General features: G+C 63.3%; 17 protein-coding genes. 7 read left to right on the forward strand and 10 right to left on the reverse strand.

Going from position 1 to position 19544, the window contains the following annotated elements:
- Positions 1-6: 6 nt before the first annotated feature.
- The 8 genes from DM813_RS18120 to DM813_RS18155 all read right to left on the reverse strand — a co-directional run bounded on the left by DM813_RS18120 (position 7) and on the right by DM813_RS18155 (position 9018).
- On the reverse strand, positions 7-1143 hold the full coding sequence (locus tag DM813_RS18120) for a M20 family metallopeptidase (RefSeq protein ID WP_128324753.1): 1137 nt from the start codon (positions 1141-1143) through the stop codon (positions 7-9).
- Complete coding sequence (locus DM813_RS18125; RefSeq protein WP_128324754.1) at positions 1140-2357, reverse strand: RidA family protein; 1218 nt, start codon at positions 2355-2357, stop codon at positions 1140-1142. Before DM813_RS18125 ends, DM813_RS18120 begins: the two co-directional genes overlap by 4 nt.
- 170 nt (positions 2358-2527) lie before the next feature.
- Positions 2528-3433: a LysR family transcriptional regulator gene (locus tag DM813_RS18130; RefSeq protein ID WP_128324755.1), complete on the reverse strand. Its 906-nt coding sequence runs from the start codon at positions 3431-3433 to the stop codon at positions 2528-2530.
- A gap of 82 nt (positions 3434-3515) precedes the next feature.
- Entirely contained in the window at positions 3516-3845 is a 330-nt protein-coding gene (locus DM813_RS18135) for a DUF202 domain-containing protein (protein WP_128324756.1), read from the reverse strand.
- Positions 3842-4198, reverse strand: coding sequence for a YidH family protein (locus DM813_RS18140; RefSeq protein ID WP_128324757.1), 357 nt, complete (start codon positions 4196-4198; stop codon positions 3842-3844). Before DM813_RS18140 ends, DM813_RS18135 begins: the two co-directional genes overlap by 4 nt.
- A 56-nt stretch (positions 4199-4254) precedes the next feature.
- Entirely contained in the window at positions 4255-5571 is a 1317-nt protein-coding gene (locus DM813_RS18145) for an MFS transporter (protein WP_128324758.1), read from the reverse strand.
- Positions 5572-5655: 84 nt separating this feature from the next.
- Positions 5656-7821, reverse strand: coding sequence for an acetate--CoA ligase family protein (locus DM813_RS18150; protein WP_128324759.1), 2166 nt, complete (start codon positions 7819-7821; stop codon positions 5656-5658).
- A 42-nt stretch (positions 7822-7863) separates the two neighbouring features.
- Positions 7864-9018 carry an acyl-CoA dehydrogenase family protein gene (locus tag DM813_RS18155; RefSeq protein WP_128324760.1) on the reverse strand — a complete coding sequence of 385 codons (1155 nt, stop codon included), beginning with the start codon at positions 9016-9018 and terminating at the stop codon, positions 7864-7866.
- Positions 9019-9173: 155 nt separating this feature from the next.
- Here DM813_RS18155 and DM813_RS18160 point away from each other — a divergent pair, with 155 nt between their 5' ends.
- The gene (locus tag DM813_RS18160) at positions 9174-10016 is read left to right on the forward strand and encodes an IclR family transcriptional regulator (protein ID WP_128324761.1); all 843 of its coding nucleotides are present in this window, start codon (positions 9174-9176) and stop codon (positions 10014-10016) included.
- A 63-nt stretch (positions 10017-10079) separates the two neighbouring features.
- On the opposite strand, the gene DM813_RS18165 is transcribed toward DM813_RS18160, so the two are convergent.
- Together DM813_RS18165 and DM813_RS18170 are read right to left on the reverse strand one after the other, a co-directional pair.
- A complete protein-coding gene (locus tag DM813_RS18165; protein WP_128324762.1) occupies positions 10080-11705 on the reverse strand; it encodes a methyl-accepting chemotaxis protein in 1626 nt (541 codons plus the stop codon).
- 138 nt (positions 11706-11843) lie between these two features.
- On the reverse strand, positions 11844-12755 hold the full coding sequence (locus DM813_RS18170) for an AraC family transcriptional regulator (protein WP_128324763.1): 912 nt from the start codon (positions 12753-12755) through the stop codon (positions 11844-11846).
- 105 nt (positions 12756-12860) lie between these two features.
- On the opposite strand from DM813_RS18170, the gene DM813_RS18175 reads away from it, so the two are divergent.
- The 6 genes from DM813_RS18175 (at position 12861) to DM813_RS18200 (ending at position 19511) form a co-directional block, all read left to right on the forward strand.
- Positions 12861-13418, forward strand: coding sequence for a carboxymuconolactone decarboxylase family protein (locus DM813_RS18175; RefSeq protein WP_128324764.1), 558 nt, complete (start codon positions 12861-12863; stop codon positions 13416-13418).
- A 50-nt stretch (positions 13419-13468) separates the two neighbouring features.
- Positions 13469-14530, forward strand: coding sequence for an acyl-CoA dehydrogenase family protein (locus DM813_RS18180; RefSeq protein ID WP_128324765.1), 1062 nt, complete (start codon positions 13469-13471; stop codon positions 14528-14530).
- Positions 14527-15375 (forward strand): ABC transporter ATP-binding protein, encoded by an 849-nt coding sequence (locus tag DM813_RS18185; protein ID WP_128324766.1) that lies wholly within the window; start codon positions 14527-14529, stop codon positions 15373-15375. Before DM813_RS18180 ends, DM813_RS18185 begins: the two co-directional genes overlap by 4 nt.
- Positions 15341-16540: an ABC transporter substrate-binding protein gene (locus DM813_RS18190; protein ID WP_128324767.1), complete on the forward strand. Its 1200-nt coding sequence runs from the start codon at positions 15341-15343 to the stop codon at positions 16538-16540. The genes DM813_RS18185 and DM813_RS18190 overlap by 35 nt, the downstream gene beginning before the upstream one ends.
- Complete coding sequence (locus tag DM813_RS18195; RefSeq protein WP_128324768.1) at positions 16540-17295, forward strand: ABC transporter permease; 756 nt, start codon at positions 16540-16542, stop codon at positions 17293-17295. Before DM813_RS18190 ends, DM813_RS18195 begins: the two co-directional genes overlap by 1 nt.
- Positions 17296-17417: 122 nt before the next feature.
- Positions 17418-19511: a TonB-dependent siderophore receptor gene (locus DM813_RS18200; RefSeq protein WP_128324769.1), complete on the forward strand. Its 2094-nt coding sequence runs from the start codon at positions 17418-17420 to the stop codon at positions 19509-19511.
- Positions 19512-19544: the final 33 nt, after the last annotated feature.

The following is a 19544-nucleotide window of genomic DNA, read 5'->3' on the forward strand; positions in this document are numbered from 1 at the left end:
TGGGTATCAGGTGCCGGGTGTGCACCAGTCGGTGATCAAACGCCGGTACAGGCGCACCGCTTCGTCGATGCGCGCGACCTCGCAGTATTCGTCGGTCTGGTGCGCCATTTCCGGAGTTCCCGGCCCGAGGATCACGATGGGCACACCGGGGTGGGCGTGTTGCAGTGCGCAGGCATCGGTGAAATAGCTGGCGCCCCGGGGTTCGGGACGGATGCCGGTTTCTGCTTCGGTCATGTGGTACACCGCCGCGATCCACGGGTCGGCGCTGTCGCTGAATACGGCGGGCAGGTCGAGCACGGTGTGCGCTTCGCAGATGTCGGGTTGCAATGCGCTCAGCAGGGCCTCGCGGGCTTCGCTGTGAGACATGCCTGGCAAGCTGCGGATATCGACCCCCAGCTCGGCCAGGTCCGGCACGACATTGATGCTGCTGCCAGCGTGCAGGGTACCGGCACTGATGCTGGTGTTACCCAGTACCGGATGAGGCTGCGCCGTAACCCGGTAGTGCTCGATCTTGCCCAGCGCACGCGCGGCCTTGTAGAGCGCATTGTCGCCGCGCTCGGGCATGGAACCGTGGGCGCTTTTGCCGCGCGCGCTGAGTGACAGCCAGAGCGCGCCCTTGTGGCCGATCAGGGGATAGTTGGCGGTCATCTCGCCGACGATGATCGCCCCGGCACGGTGCTGGTCGACGCCATCGCGAAGCAGCGCAGCGGCGCCCTGGCAGCCGGTTTCCTCACTGGCGGTCAGCACCAGCACCACGCCCGGGCCGTCGGCAATCAGGCTGCGCACCTGCAGCGCCGCGCTGATGAAGGCTGCAATCCCGGCCTTCATGTCGCTGCTGCCCCGGCCGTACAGGCGGCCATCGCGGATCTCGCCGGCGAACGGGTCAACCGACCAGGGCGCCTTGCCGAGCGGCACGGTGTCCAGGTGGCCGGTGAAGCACAGCGGCCGCCCCTCGCCGTTGCCCAGATAGGCCACCAGGCTGGCGCGTCCCGGCGCCAGTTCGTGCAGGGTGGTGGTGAATCCGGCCTCGGCCAGCAGCGTGGCAAGAAACGCTGCGCAGGGCTGTTCGTTGCCGGGCGGGTTGGTGGTGTCGAACCGCAACAGGCGGCGGGTCAGCTCGATGGCGTGCTCGGTGGGGTTCATGCGCGGCGCGCCTCCTGCGCATCAACGGCAAGCGCATCGACCTGGACCGAGGCGCCATCCGGCAAACCGATCACCCGGACCAGGGTGAAGGGTGGCAGGTTGTCGCCGCAATAGCGCTGCAGGGCACGGGTGAACAAGGTCAGGGCCTGAAGCGGGGCGTGATCCGCCTCGGTGCCTGCGACCAGTACATGCAGATGGGCGAGCGCCTCGGGACCACAGCCGACGCTGCGCAACTGGCCGACAAGGCGTAGCAGCACGGCGTTGAACGCCGGCTCCAGTGCTGTGGTTGCAACGCTCTGGCCGGCAACATGCACGCGCGATCCGCTGCGCCGCACTTGAACATCGGTGGCCGCGTTACGGTTGCCAGCCTCAGTCACGCCATCCTCATGGGCGGCCCCGCGCTGGGCGCTGGCGTCGATCTCCAGCAGCAGCCCTTCGTACAGCAGGTTGACGCCAAAGGCGGTAACCGGCGGCAGCGGTTCGCCACAGGTCGCACGGACCACTTGCATGATGTCTTGCAGGCGCGATTCGGCCGCCTGCGCATCACCGTCGTGCAGGTAGCAGACCTTCAGCTGGGTGAGGTCGCTGAACTGCGCGCCGGCGTCCTGCAGCACATGGCGGATGTGCTCCAGCACGTTATGGGTTTGCCCCGACAAGTCACCCAGGCTGACCGCCTTGCCTGCTCTGTCGGCCGATACCTGGCCGCCCACCCAGATCTGCTCCTGCACCTGCCAGCCCTGGGACAAAGGCACCGGAATACTCCAGTCCCAGCTGTGTGCCGGCATGATCCGTTGCCGCTGTGCGCAAGGTACGGACAGCGCTTCGGCTTCCAGCTGGATCAGCGCTCCCGGGCAACCGGTGCCGTGCACGCGAACCGCCGTGGCGGCGGGGCCGGGGTCCGGGAAGTACTGCAGGCGTACCCGGGTCATCTTCTCCCAGTACACGGTGGCCTGGGCTTCTTCGCCCTCGTAGACGTAATAGGTATTGAGGCGCACCAGATCGGCCATTTCCAGGCCGGCGGCTTCCAGCGCCGCTTTCAGATTGCGGAATACGGCATGGGTCTGGGCCTCGATATCGCCAGCGCCGATCAGTTGGCCATCAGCGTCAACGGGCAGCACGCCGCCAACGAATAACTGCTGTCCAAGGCGTCGACAACGCCAGGGTTGAACCGGCAAGGATGAGGCAAGGGCAATGGCAGGGGTGAGGTCGGACATGGCGTTGCTCCCGTTGCTCGACCAGGGCCCCTGCAACAGCGGACCGGCAGAGCAATCGTCAGGTTGGCTTTATTGTCTCGACCCAGACTTTAGTTAACCCGATAGTTCGGAAGAATAGCCGGTTCATGAAGTTGACTTCGGCAATTGCCGAAGCAAACCGTGCTATGTGCTCAAACCTGCGAATGTGCGCAATCGAGCAACTGCTGGTGGAATGCCGCGACCGTGCGCGGCGGGCTGACACCGCGGTGGCGGATGATCGAGGTGAAATCCAGGGTAGGGGCATACTGCTCCGGGCACACCCTGCGCAGTTCGCCCTTGTCGACCCAGGGCTGGGCATAGTGCAGCGGCAGAAAGCCGATGTACTGGCCGGAGACGATCATCATCGCCCGCGCCTCGACGTTGTCGACGCTGCCTGCTGCCCGCTCGGCCTGCAGCTGGTCAAGGTCAAAGCGCCCGAGCCAGGTGCGGGCGGCCACCCGCGTCCGGCTCAGCAACTGCGGGGTGATGTCTGCGTCTGGCTGGCTGAACAACGGATTGCTGCGTGAACAGAACAGGCCATGGGCCTCTTCATACAGCGAGGTGTAGTCCAGGCCGGGCAACTGCACGGGAAACGGGCCGACGGCCAGGTGCAGGCGGCCATCCATGACCCGTTGTTCCAGCGCACTGGGCGTGTCGATGTGGATCTGCAGATGCACCTGCGGGGCCATTTCGCCGAAGCGGCGGATGGCCAGGGTCAACGGGCTGCCCGGGTCGGTCAGGGTGGCGTCGATGACACCGACGCGCAGCACGCCACTCAACTCCCGGCGCAGGGTGGCTGCTTCCATGGAAAAGGTCTCGACGGCGGCCAGCATGCGTTGTGCGGCTTCGTACAGCACCTCGCCCTCATCGGTCAGGCGGAACCCCGAGCGCCCGCGTTCGCACAGCCTGACACCGAGGCGGGTTTCCAGCAGGCTCATCTGCTCGCTGATGGCCGAGGCGCTGATGTTCAGGGCCGACTGCGCGGCCGAAAAGCCGCCGCATTGCACGATCGTCTCGAAGATTCGCAGTGCCTTGAGGTCTGCATCCTGTATCCGCATCGATAGAACTCCCTGTTGCCGGGGGCGCCGCGCTTGGCACCGACAGATTGGCCGCGCTGTTATTTACCACAGCGTATGGGGTTCACAAAAGTCGCGCAGCCACTACTCCCAGGTGTACCACCACAGCGCCGCAAGCCATCAGCGAGATGATGCTTGCCGTCGCGATCGCCTGGGCCGACACCGCCACTGGCGTTTTGCAGTTCAATAGTTGCTGCCGACGCCAGGCGCCATAAAACACGGCAGCGGCAGCGGCCACCAGCATGACACAGGCCAGTACGCTGACCGTCCCGTGCTGGCCGTGCCAGCCTTCGCGCAAAGCCAGTAGCGCATTGCCCAGCACCGCCAACCCGGTGCGATTCCAGGACAATGCGGTGCGTTCGGCCTGCAAGCCAGGATCACGTGGCAGGTTCATGCCCGGACCACTAACAGCAGCGCGATGGCCGCGGCTATGCCCAAGGTTGCACTGGCCAGCAAAGCGATGCCTGCTGCGCCTGGCAATCGGTGTGCATGGCGCATAGCAATCTCGTTGGCGCGCCAGCGCAGGTAGGCCATCGCGCACAGCGTGGCAGCCAAAATGCCAAACGCGATAGCGAGGCCTTCGATTATCACCGGCGGACCAAGCTTGCTGGCGAACTGATCGAGCAACAGGCCAGCGGCCAGCAGGCCAAGTGCAGTGCGAATCCAGGCCAGGAACGTGCGTTCATTGGCCAGGGAAAAACGGTAATCCGGCTCTTCACCCTTGAGCCGCCATTGCGGTTCGCGCATGGTCTGTTCCTGTACGAAGTGGCCGTAACCTCTCGGTTACGGCGGGTCGATGGAGGTTACTTGCGTGCAGGCAGGGCGATCAGTACAACCACCGCACCCAGCAAGGTGATCAGCCCCAGAATGGTCAGGCCTGCGTATATGCTGCCGGTGCTGGCTTTCATCCAGCCGACCAGGGTCGGGCTGACGAAGGCACCAATACCGCCCAGGCTGGTGATAAGGGCAATGCCACTGGCCTTGCTACTGCTGGTCAGGAAGGTTTGCGGGATGGTCCAGAACACTACAAAGCTGCCGTAGGACGCCGCTGCGGCCAGCGAGAGCAGGACGATCGCCAGTGTTACGTCGTGGGCCACCAGTGGCAGCAAGACAAAGCACGCGGCGATGACGCCACTGCAAGCCAGCAGGTGCCAGCGGCGCTCCATCCGCAGGTCCGAACTGTAGCCGACGACATAGGTACCGACCGCACCCGCCAGGAACACCGCGCTGGACAACATCCCGACCTGCAACAGGTCGCTCACCCCGACGTCGCGGATGATGGTCGGCGCCCAGAAGCCAATGGCGTTGAACGACACCAGTACGCAGAAATAGCCCAGCATCCCGATGTACAGCTTGCGGTTGCACAGTGCTTCACGCAGGCCGTGACCTGAGCCATGTTGCGCGCTGGTCTGCTCGGCGGCCAGGTCGCCCCGCAAGATCGACTTCTCCCGTTCACTGAGCCAGTTGGCATCCTCGGGGCGATCGCACAAGTAGTAGAAGGCGACAACGCCAAGACCTACCGCAGGCAGCCCTTCGAGCAGGAACAACCACTGCCAGCCATGCAGACCTTGCAGGCCAGCCATGTGGACCATGATCCAGGTAGAAACCGGCCCACCAATGATGCCGGCGGTGGCCGCACCCATCATGAAGAAACCGGTGACGCGCCCGCGGCGTGCGGCGGGAAACCAGTAAGTCAGGTAGAGGATGACCCCCGGAAAGAACCCGGCTTCGGCAGCGCCGAGCAGGAATCGCATGACGTAGAACTGTGTCGGTGTGTTGACGAACATCATGGCGCTGGAGATCAGGCCCCAGAGAATCATGATGCGCAGCAAGGTACGGCGTGCGCCGATGCGCTGCATCCACAGGTTGCTGGGTACCTCGAACAGCACGTAGCCGACGAAAAACAAGCCGGCACCCAGCCCGTAGGCCGCTTCGGAAAAGCCCAGGTCGCTCATGAACTGCAGCTTGGCGTAGCTGATGTTGGCGCGGTCCAGATAGGAAACGATGTAGCAGATAATCAGGAACGGCATGAGGCGAAGCGCGATCTTGCGGTAGGTTTGCTCAACTTCGTGAGCGGCAAACGTATCCGGGAAAGCGTTGGTCTGGTGAGAAATGTTCATAGGACCCTCGTTAACTGCAACTATAAAGTCGTTTCAAAGGTCGGCTGCCGTCAGCAGCCATCAGGGTGGCTGAAACGGCCAGCGTCATGAACCGACGAGGGCATCCTTGAGTGCAAGGTGAGGCTGTATGTTAGCGGCCCGGGGCTTGATCAGCGCATCGCCGGCCTTCACACCCTGGCCGGCACTCATCACGAACAGCGGGTTGATATCCAGCTCCTGCACGGTGTCTTTCAAGTCGACGGCCAGCGCCGACAGGCGCATCAGGGTGTCGACCAGCGCGGTCAGGTCGGCCTTGGGGCGGCCGCGGGCACCATCGAGGATCGCAAAAGCGCGTAGTTCGCGCACCATCGATTCGGCTTCCGAGCGGGTAATCGGTGCCAGGCGGAAGCTCACGTCTTTCCACACCTCAGCGAAAATACCACCAAACCCGACCATTACTGCCGGGCCGAACAGGGGGTCGTTGTTGATACCCAGGATCATCTCGATACCGCCACCGACCATTTCCTGAACCAGTACACCGTCGACAGCAGCCTGGGCATTGTGGCCTTCGGCATTGACGATGATCTGACGGTAGGCCGCAGTGATGTCCGCAGCACCTTCAACACCCACGCGCACGCCGCCAGCTTCGGTCTTGTGCGGGATATCGGCTGATTGAATTTTCAGCACCACCGGGCCGTGCAAGGCAGCGGCGATACGCACAGCCTCTTCAGCGCTGGTGGCAAGGCCTTCGCGGGTGACGCCGATGCCATAGGCGGCGAGTACTTTTTTGGCTTCGAATTCGGTCAGGTCGTTTCGGCGACCGTGCAGCGCCGCCCGTACTTCAGACCGATCAAGCACCAGCGGGTGCTCGTCCAGCACCTTGGCGATCTGCCCTCGTGCCTGTGCGAAGGCCCACAGTGCGCTGGCACCACGGGCGCAGCGAACCGGCGACTGATAGCGTGGGATGCCGGCCTTGTCGAGGATCTCGTACGCCTCTGCGACGCTGGCGGGGTCGGCGTTCCAGGCCACCAGGATGGGAACCTCGCGGGCCTTGGAGATGCGTACGATTTCCTTGGCCAGCTCGACGGCCAGCTTGCCACTGGCAGCGGCCAGTGCGAGGCCGATCATGTCGACATTCGGGTCGTCCGCCAACGTCTCCAGGGTGACCCGCAGCAGGTTCGCGTCGTTGAGCAGACTGGCGGTGACATCGAGCGGGTTGGCAATGGCGGCAAAGGACGGCAGTACCTCTTTGAGGGCAGCAACTGTATGCGTCGACAGGGCAGGCAGTTGCAGGTGACCGTCGGCAGCACCATCGGCCATGGCAATGCCGGCACCGCCTGAAATGGTGACGACGGCCAGGCGATTGCCCGCGGGTAGACGTCCTGGCAGCAAGGCTTTGCTGCAGTCGGCCAGGTCGCCGACGTCCGAGACTTCGATGATGCCACTCTGGCGGAAGGCGGCTCGATACAGCGCCATGGAACCACCGAGGTTGGCGGTATGGGAGGCGGCGGCTTTGGCCCCGGCTTCAGAGGTGCCGACTTTCCAGATTAGCAGTGGTTTACCGGCCATCAGTGCCCGACGGCCAATCGATAGCAAGCGCCCGGCGTCCTGGAAACCTTCGACGTAACCGGCGATCACGTGAGTGTCGGGGTCGTCGATCATCGCGTCCATGAAATCCAGCGAGGTAGTCACGGATTCGTTGCCGGTGGACACATAGTGACGAAAACCGATGCCTTCCTGGCTGGCCAGCATCACGATTGAATTACCAAATGCGCCGCTTTGCGAGGTGAGGCTCAGGTGGCCTTTGGGGTAGGTGAGGCCATACGGAGCGCCGAAGCCGACATGGATGCCTTCGCTGATATTCATGTAGCCCTGGCAGTTGGGGCCGGTCACCTGCATGCCATGGCAGTGGGCGATGGCGGTGATTTCCCGCTGGGCGCGAGCACCGGCTTCACCGGCTTCGGCAAAGCCTGAAGAGAGGATGACCGCAAAGCGACAACCTGCTTTCCCCAGCTCGCTGAGCACGCCAGCCACCCGTTGGGCGCCGACGGCGATTACCGCCACATCAGGGCACTCGGGGAGCGACGCTACATCGGGGTAGCACGGGTAACCCGCGACGTCTGTGTAGCGAGGGTTGACGGGCAGAATCTGTCCGCAAAAACCTTTCGCCAGCAGATGGGCGATGGGCTGCCCGCTGATCGAGGACAGGTCCTGGGAGGCACCGATCACGGCGATGGAACGAGGATTGAAAAAGGGCTCGAAACGGGACATGGGGCAATTCCTGTAGCAGAGAAAAGTAGGCGCGTACCCGACTCAGCGGTGGGCAGCGAGCACCTGCTTGGCAATGTTCAACTGGTGGATCTGGCTGGTGCCCTCGTAGAGGCGGAACAGCCTGACATCTCGATACCAGCGCTCTATTGCGCCATGGTCGGCGATATACCCGGCACCGCCGAACATCTGCACACAGCGGTCGGCGACCCGTCCGCACATTTCCGTGGCGAAGTACTTGCACATTGAGGCTTCGAGCACCACGTCCTCGCCGCGATCACGCTTGCGGGCGGTTTCGAGGATCATCGAGCGGGCCGCAAAGATCTCTGTCTGGCAGTCGGCAATCATTGCCTGGACCAACTGCATGTTCGCGACGGGCTGGCCAAACTGCACACGGGCACTGGTGTGCTCTATAGCCATCTGCAGCATGCGTATGGCGGGGCCGGTCGACAGCGCGGCGAGGTGTATCCGCTGCTTGTTCAGGGTCTTCATCACGGTCTTGAAGCCTTGGCCCTCAACGCCTCCGATCAGATTGGCCGCTGGCACCCGGCAATTGTCGAAGTAGACCGCACTAACGGGCGACCCAGCCTGGCCCATCTTGCGGTAGGGCGCGCCGGTGGTCAGGCCAGGCGTGTTACGTTCGACAATGAACGCCGAAACACCTTTTGCGCCCTGGCTGCCTGGTTCAGTGCGGGCGGTGACGGTGAACACATCGGCGAGGGGGGCGTTGGTGATGTAGCACTTCTCACCATTGAGGATGTAGCTGTCACCGTCGCGTTGCGCATGGGTGAGTACGTTGGTGGCTTCCGAACCGGCCTCGGGCTCGGTTACCGCCAGGCAGCCTGTCCATTCGCCGCTGGCAAGGCGTGGCAGAAACTGCTGCCTCTGCGCATCAGTGCCGTCGACCACGATGCCTTCCGAGCCGATGCCGGTGTTGGTGCCAACACGAGCGCGAAACGCCACAGCACATTGCGACAGTTCGAATGCCGCCAGTACCAGCTCCTCGGTGGTCAGCCCGGCCCCTCCATAGGCTTGGGGAATGCTCCAGCCAAAAAATCCGTTGTCGCGCATGCGCTGCACCAGCGCGGGAGGGATTTCATCGTGCTGCTCGACGTGGGCCTCCATCGGTATGGCCTCGGTCGTCACGAAACGGCGGATGGTGTTCAAGAACACGTCCAGCGCCTGCTGATCGCGGATCATTGTTGCCTCCAGTCTTGTTTTTATTGGGTTGCAGGAACATATGGCGCTTCATCCGATCATCAAACAAGCATCGTTCTGCTCTGCAGAACACTGTTTGAATAGTCGGAACATTGCTGGCACGCTTGCGTTGGATTGCACAGCGCTGGAGGTGGACAATGGCGACACACGACATACCGCAAAACGGCTCTGAGGATTGGCATTCACCCGAGCGGCACTACCTCGCGGAAGAGTTTGCCGATGACCGGCAATTTGCTATGACGCTGGCCCGTGGGTTGGAGATTCTGCATTGCTTCACCGCGCGCGATACCCAACTCGGCAATGCCGAATTGTCTGTGCGTACCGGGATGCCCAAAGCGACGATTTCGCGCTTCACCTACACCCTGGTGCGCATGGGTTACTTGCGTATCAACCGCCTGAACAACAAATACCAGTTGGGCGCGGCGGTGCTTTCCCTGGGTTATCCGTTGCTGGCCAGCCTCAATATCCGGCAGATTGCCCGGCCGTTCATGAAAGAGCTGGCTGATCACATCCGTGGCTCGGTGTCGCTGGGCATGCGCGACCGACTCAATGTGGTGTACCTGGAAAGCAGCCGCAGCTCTGCTCCCATGAGCCACCCACCGGATGTCGGGCTGAGCTACCCGGTGGCACGCACGGCGATGGGCCGGGCGTTCCTGGCGGCAGCCTCGCGTGAAGAACGCACGGCGTTGCTGAACCAGATCAAAGTGCGGACTCCCGAGGACTGGACGGCCTTTCAGGGGCGTATCGAAGAGAGCATCCAGGATGTTCACGCACGTGGTTTTTGTCTGTCGTACGGTGATCTGCGTCGCGAGATTCACGCCGTCGCGGTGCCGATGCGGCCCATGGCCGATGGCGAGATTCTGGTGTTCAACTGTGGTGTATCTGCATTTTTGCTGAATGAGGGGCAACTGAAAAACGATATCGGCCCGCGGCTGGTATCCATGGTGCGCAGCATTGAAGGCATGATGGGAATCTTTTAAGGGATACCTGCGCACAACCCGCGCAGGTATATACACCACGGTGCACTGTACGCGCCCCAGCGCTTACACCTTGAAGCGGGCCACCAGCGCGGTCAGCTCGCCGGCCAGCCCTGACAACGCCTGGCTGGCCTGTTGCGTCTGCTGCGCGCCGCTTGCCGAGCGGGTCGACAGCTCGCGGATGTTCAACAGGTTGCGGTCGACCTCACGGGCCACCTGGGCCTGTTCTTCGGCGGCGCTGGCAATCACCAGGTTGCGTTCGTTGATCTGGCCAATCGCGCTGTAGATGCCTTCGAGCACCTGGCCGGAAGCCTGGGTGATGCTCAGGGTCGATTGCGCACGCTGGGTGCTGGCCTGCATCGAGGCCACGGCCGATTCGGTGCCCTGTTGTACCGCAGCGATCATCTGTTCGATTTCCTGGGTTGACTGCTGGGTGCGGTAGGCGAGGGTGCGCACTTCGTCCGCCACCACCGCAAAGCCACGACCTGCCTCGCCGGCCCGTGCCGCTTCGATGGCCGCGTTGAGCGCCAGCAGGTTGGTTTGTTCAGACACCGAGCGGATCACATCCAGCACCTGGCCGATGTCGCGAATCTGCCCGGCCAGTTGTTGCAGGCGCTCGCTGCTGGTGTGCACTTCGCTGGCCATGGCACGGGTGCCGTCGAGGTTTTCACCGACCTGCCTGCGGCTTTGTTCAGCCAGTTGGTTGGAGGCGCTGGCCGCTTGCGAAGTGGTGACGGCGTTGCGCGCCACTTCTTCGACGGCAGTGGTCATTTCGGTGACGGCGGTGGCGGCCTGTTCCAGCTCCTGGTCCTGTTGGCGCAAGCTGCTGGCGCTTTGTTCGGTGACCTCATCGAGGGCGCTCGCGGCACTGGCCAGCTGACTGGCGCAGCCGGCGATCTGCCCGAGGGTGTCACGCTGGCTGTGCTGCATGCGCTGCAGCTCGCTGAACAGCTGGCCGATTTCGTTACGGCTGTGCACGGCTACCGGTACGCTCAGGTCGCCGCTGGCGATGCGCTGAAAATGCTGGCCTGCCTCACGCAGCGGGCGCAGCACGCGCTGGGCGATGAAGCTCCAGCACAAGGCGGCCAGCAGCAAGGTGACAATGCCCAGCACCGTGCTCAGTAGCTGGGCGTTGCTCAGGCGCCGGTCGGACTCGAGCATGATCTGCTGGCTGCGCTCGTTCAGCGCTGCCACCAGTTGCTGACGCAAGGCTTGCAGGCGGGCCATGGCATTGCCGGCGTCAGTGTTGACCGTGAAGTAGCGCTGCAGGTCGTTCTGGCCAGTGGCCTCGCGCTGCCCGGCCACGGCCCGGGCGTAGTCACCGAAGGTTTTTTGCAGGTCCACGGCCAAGGCTTTGAGGGCCGGATCCTGGGCATTGGCGACCAGCTCGCCGATCAAGGTGCGGCTGTTTTCAAGCAACTGTTGCGACAAGGCCAGGCGCTTGTTGGCGCTGTCGCTGTGGCCGCCGGTCTGTTCAATAAACCCGGAGGAGACATTGGCGCTGGCACGGATGGCCATCAGCAGGGCGTTGTTGAGGCGGTCGGACTGATGGGCGGTCTGGTCCAGTTCGGTGATCTGCCCGTCGCTGCCGACGGCTGCGCGCCAGGCGCTGACGGTGGAGAACAGCAGGGTCAGGCTGAACAGCGACAATACCCAGAACATCCCGGTGCGGATTTTCAGGTCGGCGAACATGCGGGCAGTACTCCTTGGTTTTTTATTAGCGCCACGCCGCGTCGAAGACTCGGCGGTGAGTGGACTGCTATCGGAGTGTGCCCGCGCAGACTTGAGGGCCCGGATGCGCTTGTGTTCGATTACCGCCCGCAGTTTGTTTCAGCGTCCTTCATGCTGGCGCCGGTAAGCCCCCGGCTGCACGCCCATGGCCTTGCTGAAGGCGCGGGTGAAGGCGGCTATGGACTGGTAGCCCACGGCCGCGCACACCTGTTCGACGGTGTTGTGCGCCTTGAGCAACTGGCAGGCATGGCGCATGCGCAGGGCCAGCAGCACTTGCCCCGGCGACTGGCCGGCCAGCTCGCTGAAACGCTTGAAAAAGGCCGAGCGCGACAGCCCGGTGCAGGCCGCCATGCTTTCCAAAGGCCAGGGCTGTTCAGGGTGCTCGATCAGTTGTTCGACCAGGGTAGCGAACTGCGGGTGGCGGGCCAGCGATACCAGGCCGCCCATGGGCAGGTCTGCCTGCACCTGCTGGCGCAGCACGTAGAGAAACAGCAGATGGCTCAGGCGCTCAAGCAAGGCCGAGGAGGGCGCAGGCTGGCGCTGGCATTCGGCGAGGATCAGTTCGAACAGCGCGGTGGCGGCACTCAGGGCCGGGTCGCCAGCCCGCAGGATCAACCAGTCAGGCAGGCCTTCGATGATCAGCGACGACAGGCCGGGCTGAAAGTGAAAGAACCCGCACACCAGGCCGACGCCGTCATTGGCGTCATGGTCCAGCGGCAACATCGCCATGCGCGGTTGCTGGCGTGCCAGTTCGCAGTCGGCGCTGCCAGACAACCGGTACTCAAGGTCACGCAGCAGGAACACCGCATCACCCGCTTCCAGGGCGACGGCCAGGGGCTGCCCAGCGATGTGCAGCCAGCAATGACCCTGCACCACCAGGTGAAAACTGGCCCGTGCCAGGCCCTGGGTACTGGCGTGCCAGCCACCGCAATAACGCCCGACATGGAACAGGCTGGCGTCTAGCTCAAGGCTTTCTAATAACCAATCGACAAGGGGGCTGGAGGAAATCATCTAATGGAAAGACTCAGGAGCAAGTAATAACGACTCTAGAATATGGAAGGTATTTCTTATAACCAACAGACTTGTGCGACACCCTAGTATGCAGGAGTCCACTCCATGTCGCGCGTTACTCTACACACGCTGCAAAGCGCCCCTGAAGCCGCTCGTCCTTTCCTGGAAAACGCCCAGAAGAACTCGGGCTTCATCCCCAACCTGCTCGGCGTGTTGGCCAATGCCCCGGCCGCGCTGGAAACCTATGTGACCGTTTCAGCCCTCAACGGCAAGGCCGACCTGAGCCTGGCCGAGCGCGAAGTGGTGCAACTGGTGGCGGCCACCAATCACGGCTGTGATTTCTGCGTGGCGGGCCACACCGCCGTGGCGCTGAACAAGGCCAAGCTGCCGCAAGAGGTGGTCGACGCCCTGCGTGCCCGTGGCGAACTGCCGCAGGAAAAGCTCGAAGCCCTGGCCGCGTTCACCCGTGAAGTGATCGCCACCCGTGGCAATGTCAGCGATGCTGGCTACAGCGCTTTCCGTGACGCCGGCTATGGCGAAGGTCACGCCCTGGAAGTGATTCTCGGGGTGAGCCTCGCCACCCTGTGCAACTTTGCTAATGTGTTCGCCCAGACGCCGCTCAATGACGAGCTGAGCAAGTACCGCTGGCAACCTTCGGCATAAGAACCCTTGGCGCCGGCGCAGGCTGGCGCTTTTTTAAAGGAGTAAACGCTATGCTTGATCCTGCATTGGTCACCTGGCTGGATGCCGAGGCTGAAGCCCTCGATCTGGGCCACTGCGACCCGCAGGCAGTGTTGGGGCAGTTGGCTGCGGCGCAGGTGTTGCGCGTCGGTATCGACGAAACCCTGGGCGGCAGTGGCGGTACAGTCGCCGACGCGGTGGAAACCGTGGCCAACGTCGCCAGTCATTCCCTGGCCGCTGCCTTCGTATTCTGGGGCCAGCGTGCCTTTATCGAATACCTGCTGCACAGTCCCAATAGCGCCTTGCGCGAGCGCTTGTTGCCGAAACTGCTCAGTGGTGAGCTGGCCGGCGCCACCGGGCTGTCCAACGCCATGAAATACCTGTCTGGCATCGAAGCGTTGCAAGTCAGAGGCCTTGCCGATGCACAGGGCTGGACCCTCGACGGACGCCTGTTCTGGGTCACCAACCTGCGCAAGGGTGGTTTTGTCGTGGCGGCAGCGATTGAAGAAGAGGGCGCTTCACCGTTCGTGCTGGCGATCCCGGATAACGCTGCCGGGCTCACCCGTTCGGACGACCTGCAACTGATGGGGCTGCAATCGAGCAACACGGCAGCGCTGAATTTCGAGCAGGTCGCACTCAGTCGTGACTGGCTGCTGCACGAGAACGCCAAGCAGTTCCTGCCGGCGGTTCGCCCTTCGTTTCTGGGGTTGCAATGTGGCATGGCCATCGGCCTGGCGCGGCGCTCGCTGGATGAAGTTGAAGGCCATCTGCAAGGCATGCGCTCGTTCCTCGGCGAGGCCTTGAGCGTGTTGCGCGAGCGCCTGGAAAACACCGTCGCCGAATTGAAAAAGGGCCTGCTTGAGGGGCGCTTTCTGACCCAGCCAGCGGCGTTGTTCAAGTTGCGCATCACCTTGGCCGAGACGGCAGCCGATGCCGTGCAACTGGAGCTACAGGCCAGCGGGGGTAAGGCCTACCTGAGCGCCTATGGCGCTGGTTTCGCGCGGCGCTGGCGCGAGTCGGCATTCGTGCCGATCGTTACCCCAAGCCTGGTGCAGTTGCGCGCCGAGCTGCAGCGCCAGGCGTCGTCAGCATGACCCAGGTGTTGCTCGAAGCCCGTGGGATCAGCCTCGGTTACCCACGGGAACAAGGGTGGCAGAGTGTGCTGGAAGACTTCGACCTGCAACTGGCTCCCGGCGAGGTGATTACCATCCTCGGACCCAGCGGCGTCGGCAAGTCGAGCCTGTTGCGGGTGTTGGCCGGCTTGCAGCAGGCGCGCAGCGGGTCTGTCAGCCTGCTCGGTGAGCCACTGCAGGGGCCGCATCCACGCCTGGCGGTGGCCTTCCAGGACCCCAGTCTGTTGCCCTGGCTGAGCCTGGAGAAAAACGTCGCCTTTGGCCTGGACTTCGCCCGTCAGCCGAAGCTTGCCGCCAGTGAGCGCCGTGCGCGGATCGACCACGCCATCGAGGCGGTCGGCTTGCAGCACGCCCGTGAGCAGTACCCGGCGCAGCTCTCCGGCGGCATGGCGCAGCGTACCGCGCTGGCCCGCTGCCTGGCGCGGCAGCCGCAGGTGCTGCTGCTTGATGAACCCTTTGGCGCCCTGGACGAAGTGACCCGCGCCGACATGCAGCAACTGCTGCTGCAACTGATCGCCCGCCACAACACGGCGGCGGTGCTGATTACCCACGATATCGACGAAGCCCTGCTGTTGTCTGATCGGGTACTGCTACTGGGCAACCACCCGGCGCGCACCCTCGGCCAATGGCACATCGACCTGCCGCAGCCTCGCGAGCAGCGGGTCGAGGAGCTGGGCGCGCTGCGTATCGACATTCTCAAAACCCTTCGGCGGGCCAGCCGCGCTTCTGAACCTGATTCTGAACCCTTGCCGCTAGCGTCGGAGACTGCCCATGTGCCTGGACGACTTCACCCACACTCGTCGTGACTTCATCAAACTCAGTGCTCTGCTGACGGCCGGTGGCGCCATGCCGCTGCTGAACAGCCTGCAGGCGCGTGCCGCCAGCGATCCGGATGCCCCGGTGCGCATCGGTTACCTGCCGATTACCGACGCCACCCCCTTGCTGGTGGCCCACAACAACGGCCTGTTCGAGGCCGAAGGCATCAAGGCCGAACGGCCGGTGCTGCTGCGCAGTTGGGCGCAGGTGATCGAGGCGTTCATCTCCGGCCAGGTCAACGTCATTCACCTGCTTTCACCGATGACGGTCTGGGCGCGCTATGGCAGCAAGGTGCCGGCCAAAGTGGTGGCGTGGAACCATGTCGGCGGTTCCGGCCTGACCGTGGCCCCGGGCATTTCCGAGGTCAAACAGCTGGGTGGCCAGAGCGTGGCGATTCCGTTCTGGTATTCGATTCACAACGTGGTGGTGCAGCAACTGTTCCGCGACCACGGCCTGACCCCGGTGTCGAAACCGACCACGGCGGCCCTGGCCGCCAACGAGGTCAACCTGGTGGTGCTACCGCCTTCGGACATGCCACCGGCGCTGGCCAGCAAGCGCATTGCCGGGTACATCGTTGCCGAGCCTTTCAATGCCCTGGCAGAAGACCTCAAGGTTGGCCGCGTGCAACGCTTTACCGGCGATATCTGGCGCAACCATGCCTGCTGCGTAGTGTTCATGCACGAGCATGACCTGAACAACCGCCCGGAGTGGTCGCAGAAGGTGGTCAATGCCATCGTCAAGGCCCAGCTGTGGACCCGCGATCACCGCGCCGAAGCGGCGGCACTGCTGTCCAAGGCCGGCCCCAACCGCTACACCCCGCATACCCCGCAAGTGCTGAGCAAAGTGTTGGCGCCTTCTGCCGAAGACCGTGCGGCTTACCTGGCCAGTGGCGCGATCCAGCATGCGCAGTGGGACGAAAAGCGCATCGACTTTCAGCCGTATCCCTTCCCTAGCTACACCGAAGAGCTGGTGCGCCGCTTGCAGAACACCCTGATCGAAGGCGACAAGGGCTTTCTCGCCGGCCTCGATCCGCAACAGACCGCGCGCGACCTGGTCGACGACCGCTTTGTACGCAACAGCATTGAAGCCGTGGGTGGGCTCAAGGCCTTCGGCTTGCCGGACAGTTTCGAGCGCAGCGAGGAGTTCGCCATCTGATGGGTAAGCATGTACTGCACGGCGCCTTGGGTATTGCCGGTTTGCTCGGGTTGTTGTTGCTGTGGTGGCTGGGCGTGCAGGTGTTTGGCGAGGCCGATGGCTTGTCGGCGCGGTTTTCGCCGCAAGCCACGCTGAGCAGCCTGGTCGAGTTGCTGGGGCAGGGCGAGGTCTATGAGCATGTGTGGGTGAGCCTCAAACGCATCCTGATCGGCTTGCTCCTGGCGTTGCTGATCGGCGTGCCACTGGGGTTGCTGGTGGGCAGCTACCGTCACCTTGAGGCGGCGACCACGCCTGCGTTCCAGTTCTTGCGGATGATTTCGCCGCTGTCGTGGATGCCGGTGGTGGTGATGCTGATGGGCGTGGGCGACCAGCCGATCTACTTCCTCCTGGCTTTTGCCGCGTTGTGGCCGATTCTGCTCAACACCGCGGCCGGCGTACGCCAGCTCGACCCGCGCTGGCTGCAGTTGAGCCGCAGCCTCAGCGCGACCCGCAGGGAAACCCTGTGCAAGGTGATCGTCCCCGGGGTGATCGGCCACGTGCTGACCGGGGTGCGCCTGGCCATCGGCATCCTCTGGATCGTGCTGGTGCCGTGCGAAATGCTCGGGGTCAGCGCCGGTCTGGGCTACTTCATCCTCGATACCCGCGATCGCCTGGCGTACTCGGAACTGATGGCCATGGTGCTGTTGATCGGGGTGCTGGGGTTCATGCTCGACGCCCTGGCGCGCGGCCTGCACCGACGCTGGGTGCACGCCTGAGGCCTGGCTCCGGCAAGCCCGTTTCTGCCTTGCAGAGCGGGCGTGCCGGCTTTTGAGGTGATCTGTCGTTTCAAAGCGCTCTATTAATTGTTATGTTATTACATATTGATTAAGGAGCTTTCATGAATTACGCCCCCGGACGCTTGTCCCTCGGTCTGTCCGCTTCGTTGTTCGCCTTGCCCGCTGCTGCCGCCGAGCCGGTGTTGCTGGAGGCGCTGAGCGTCACCGAGCGCCAGTTTGAAGAAACCGCCACCGGTCCGGTGCAGGGCTACCGCGCTACGCGCTCAAGCACCGCGACCAAAACTGATACCGACATCCGCGACACCCCGCAAAGCATTGCCGTGGTGCCCAGCCAGGTACTCGAAGACCTGAACAGCACGCGCATCGACCGCGCCCTGGACTTTGCCGGCGGGGTGAGCCGGCAGAACAATTTCGGCGGCCTGACATTCCTCAATTACAGTGTGCGCGGCTTTACCACCGGCGAGCTGTACAAGAACGGCTTTGCCGTCAATCGCGGCAGCTACAGCGCCCCGGACACGTCCAGCATCGAACGCATCGAAGTGCTCAAAGGGCCGGCCGCCAGCCTGTACGGGCGTGGCGATCCGGGTGGCCTGGTCAACATCGTCACCAAGCGCCCCGAGGCGTACGCGTTCAGCCAGTTCAAGGTCAGTGCCGGCAGCTGGGACCGTTACCGCAGCAGCCTGGACGTCAACACGCCGCTGAGCGACGACGCCAGCGTGCTGTCGCGGGTCAACATGGCGGTGGAAGACAACGGCAGTTTCCGTGATTACGTCGGCAGCGAGCGGCGCATCGTCAGCCCGTCGCTGAGCTGGCAATTGAGCCCTGAAACGCGGTTGTCGATCGACAGCGAGTTTTCCCGCACCGAATCGGTGTTCGATCGCGGCATTGCCGCCGTGAGCAACGAGTTGGGCCCGGTAAGCCGCTCGAGCTTTTTCGGTGAACCCAACGATGGGCGCATCCGCAATGACAACCAGACCCTCGATCTGACCCTGGAGCACAGCCTCAACGACAGCTGGACCCTGCGCCTGGCCAACCATTACACCCAGGGCCGCCTCAAGGGCAACAGCTCCGAGCCTCAGCAGGTGGTGGGCAGCACCCTCAGCCGTTTCTATCGCGAGCGCGATTTCGAGTGGAACGACAGCATCACCCAGGCCGAATTGCATGGCCAGTTCGACTTCGCCGGCTGGCAGCACCAGACCCTGGCGGGCCTGGAGTACGAAAACTACCGCAATAGCCAAAAGTACCCGCAGAGCGCGACGTCGCCGGACTATGGCCTGGACCTCTACAACCCGGTGTACGGCAAGCCGAAACCGGCCCTGGTCAAAGCCAACGACTTCTTCGAGCGCACAGAGAGCTATGCGCTCAACCTGCAAGACCAGATCACCTTCACCGAGCGCCTGCGCGGCTTGATCGGGGTGCGCCTGGAGCACATCGAACAGACGGCCCAGAATCGCACCAGCCAGGTCAGCAACCGTCAGGAAAAGGACGTCGCCACCCCACGTGTCGGACTGCTGTATCAGCTCACGCCTGAAGTCGGCGTGTTCGCCAACGCCTCGACCTCGTTCAAGCCCAACAGTATCGGCACCCAGGGCCAGGTGTATAAACCGGAAAAGGGCCTGGGCTATGAAACCGGGCTAAAGCTCGACCTGCTCGACAGCCGCCTGGGAGCGACCATTGCCTTGTTCCACATCGACAAGGAAAACGTCATCACCACTGACGCTTTCGGTGACAGCGTTGCCGCTGGCAAGGCACGCAGCCAGGGTGTGGACTTGCAGTTCAGCGGCCAGCTCAGCGACGCCGTGCGCCTGATCGGGGCCTACGCCTACATCGATGCCGAAGTCACCCAAGGCGACGCCAGCCTGCCCAAGGGCAGCGATCTATTGGGCATACCGCAGCACAGCGGCAGCCTGATGGCGGTGTACACCTTCCAGAATGGCCTGCTGCAAGGTTCGGATATCGGTGCGGCGGCCAACTATGTGGGCGAGCGTTCCGGCCAGGCGGGCAGCAGCTTTCGCTTGCCGGGCTATAGCACGCTCGACCTGCTCGGCCATTACCGGCTCAATGAACAGGTCACGCTCGGCCTGAACCTCAACAACCTGTTCGACCGCAAGTACTACGAGCGCGGTTACAACACCGTGTGGAACATGCCGGGCGAGCCGCGCAACCTGATGGTCAGCCTGAGTCTTGCGCATTGAGTGCGCTATAGTCGAATGCTTTAACGTATGGCA

It is taken from the genome of Pseudomonas alkylphenolica, from assembly GCF_004025535.1.
Taxonomy (GTDB): Bacteria; Pseudomonadota; Gammaproteobacteria; order Pseudomonadales; family Pseudomonadaceae; genus Aquipseudomonas; species Aquipseudomonas alkylphenolica_A.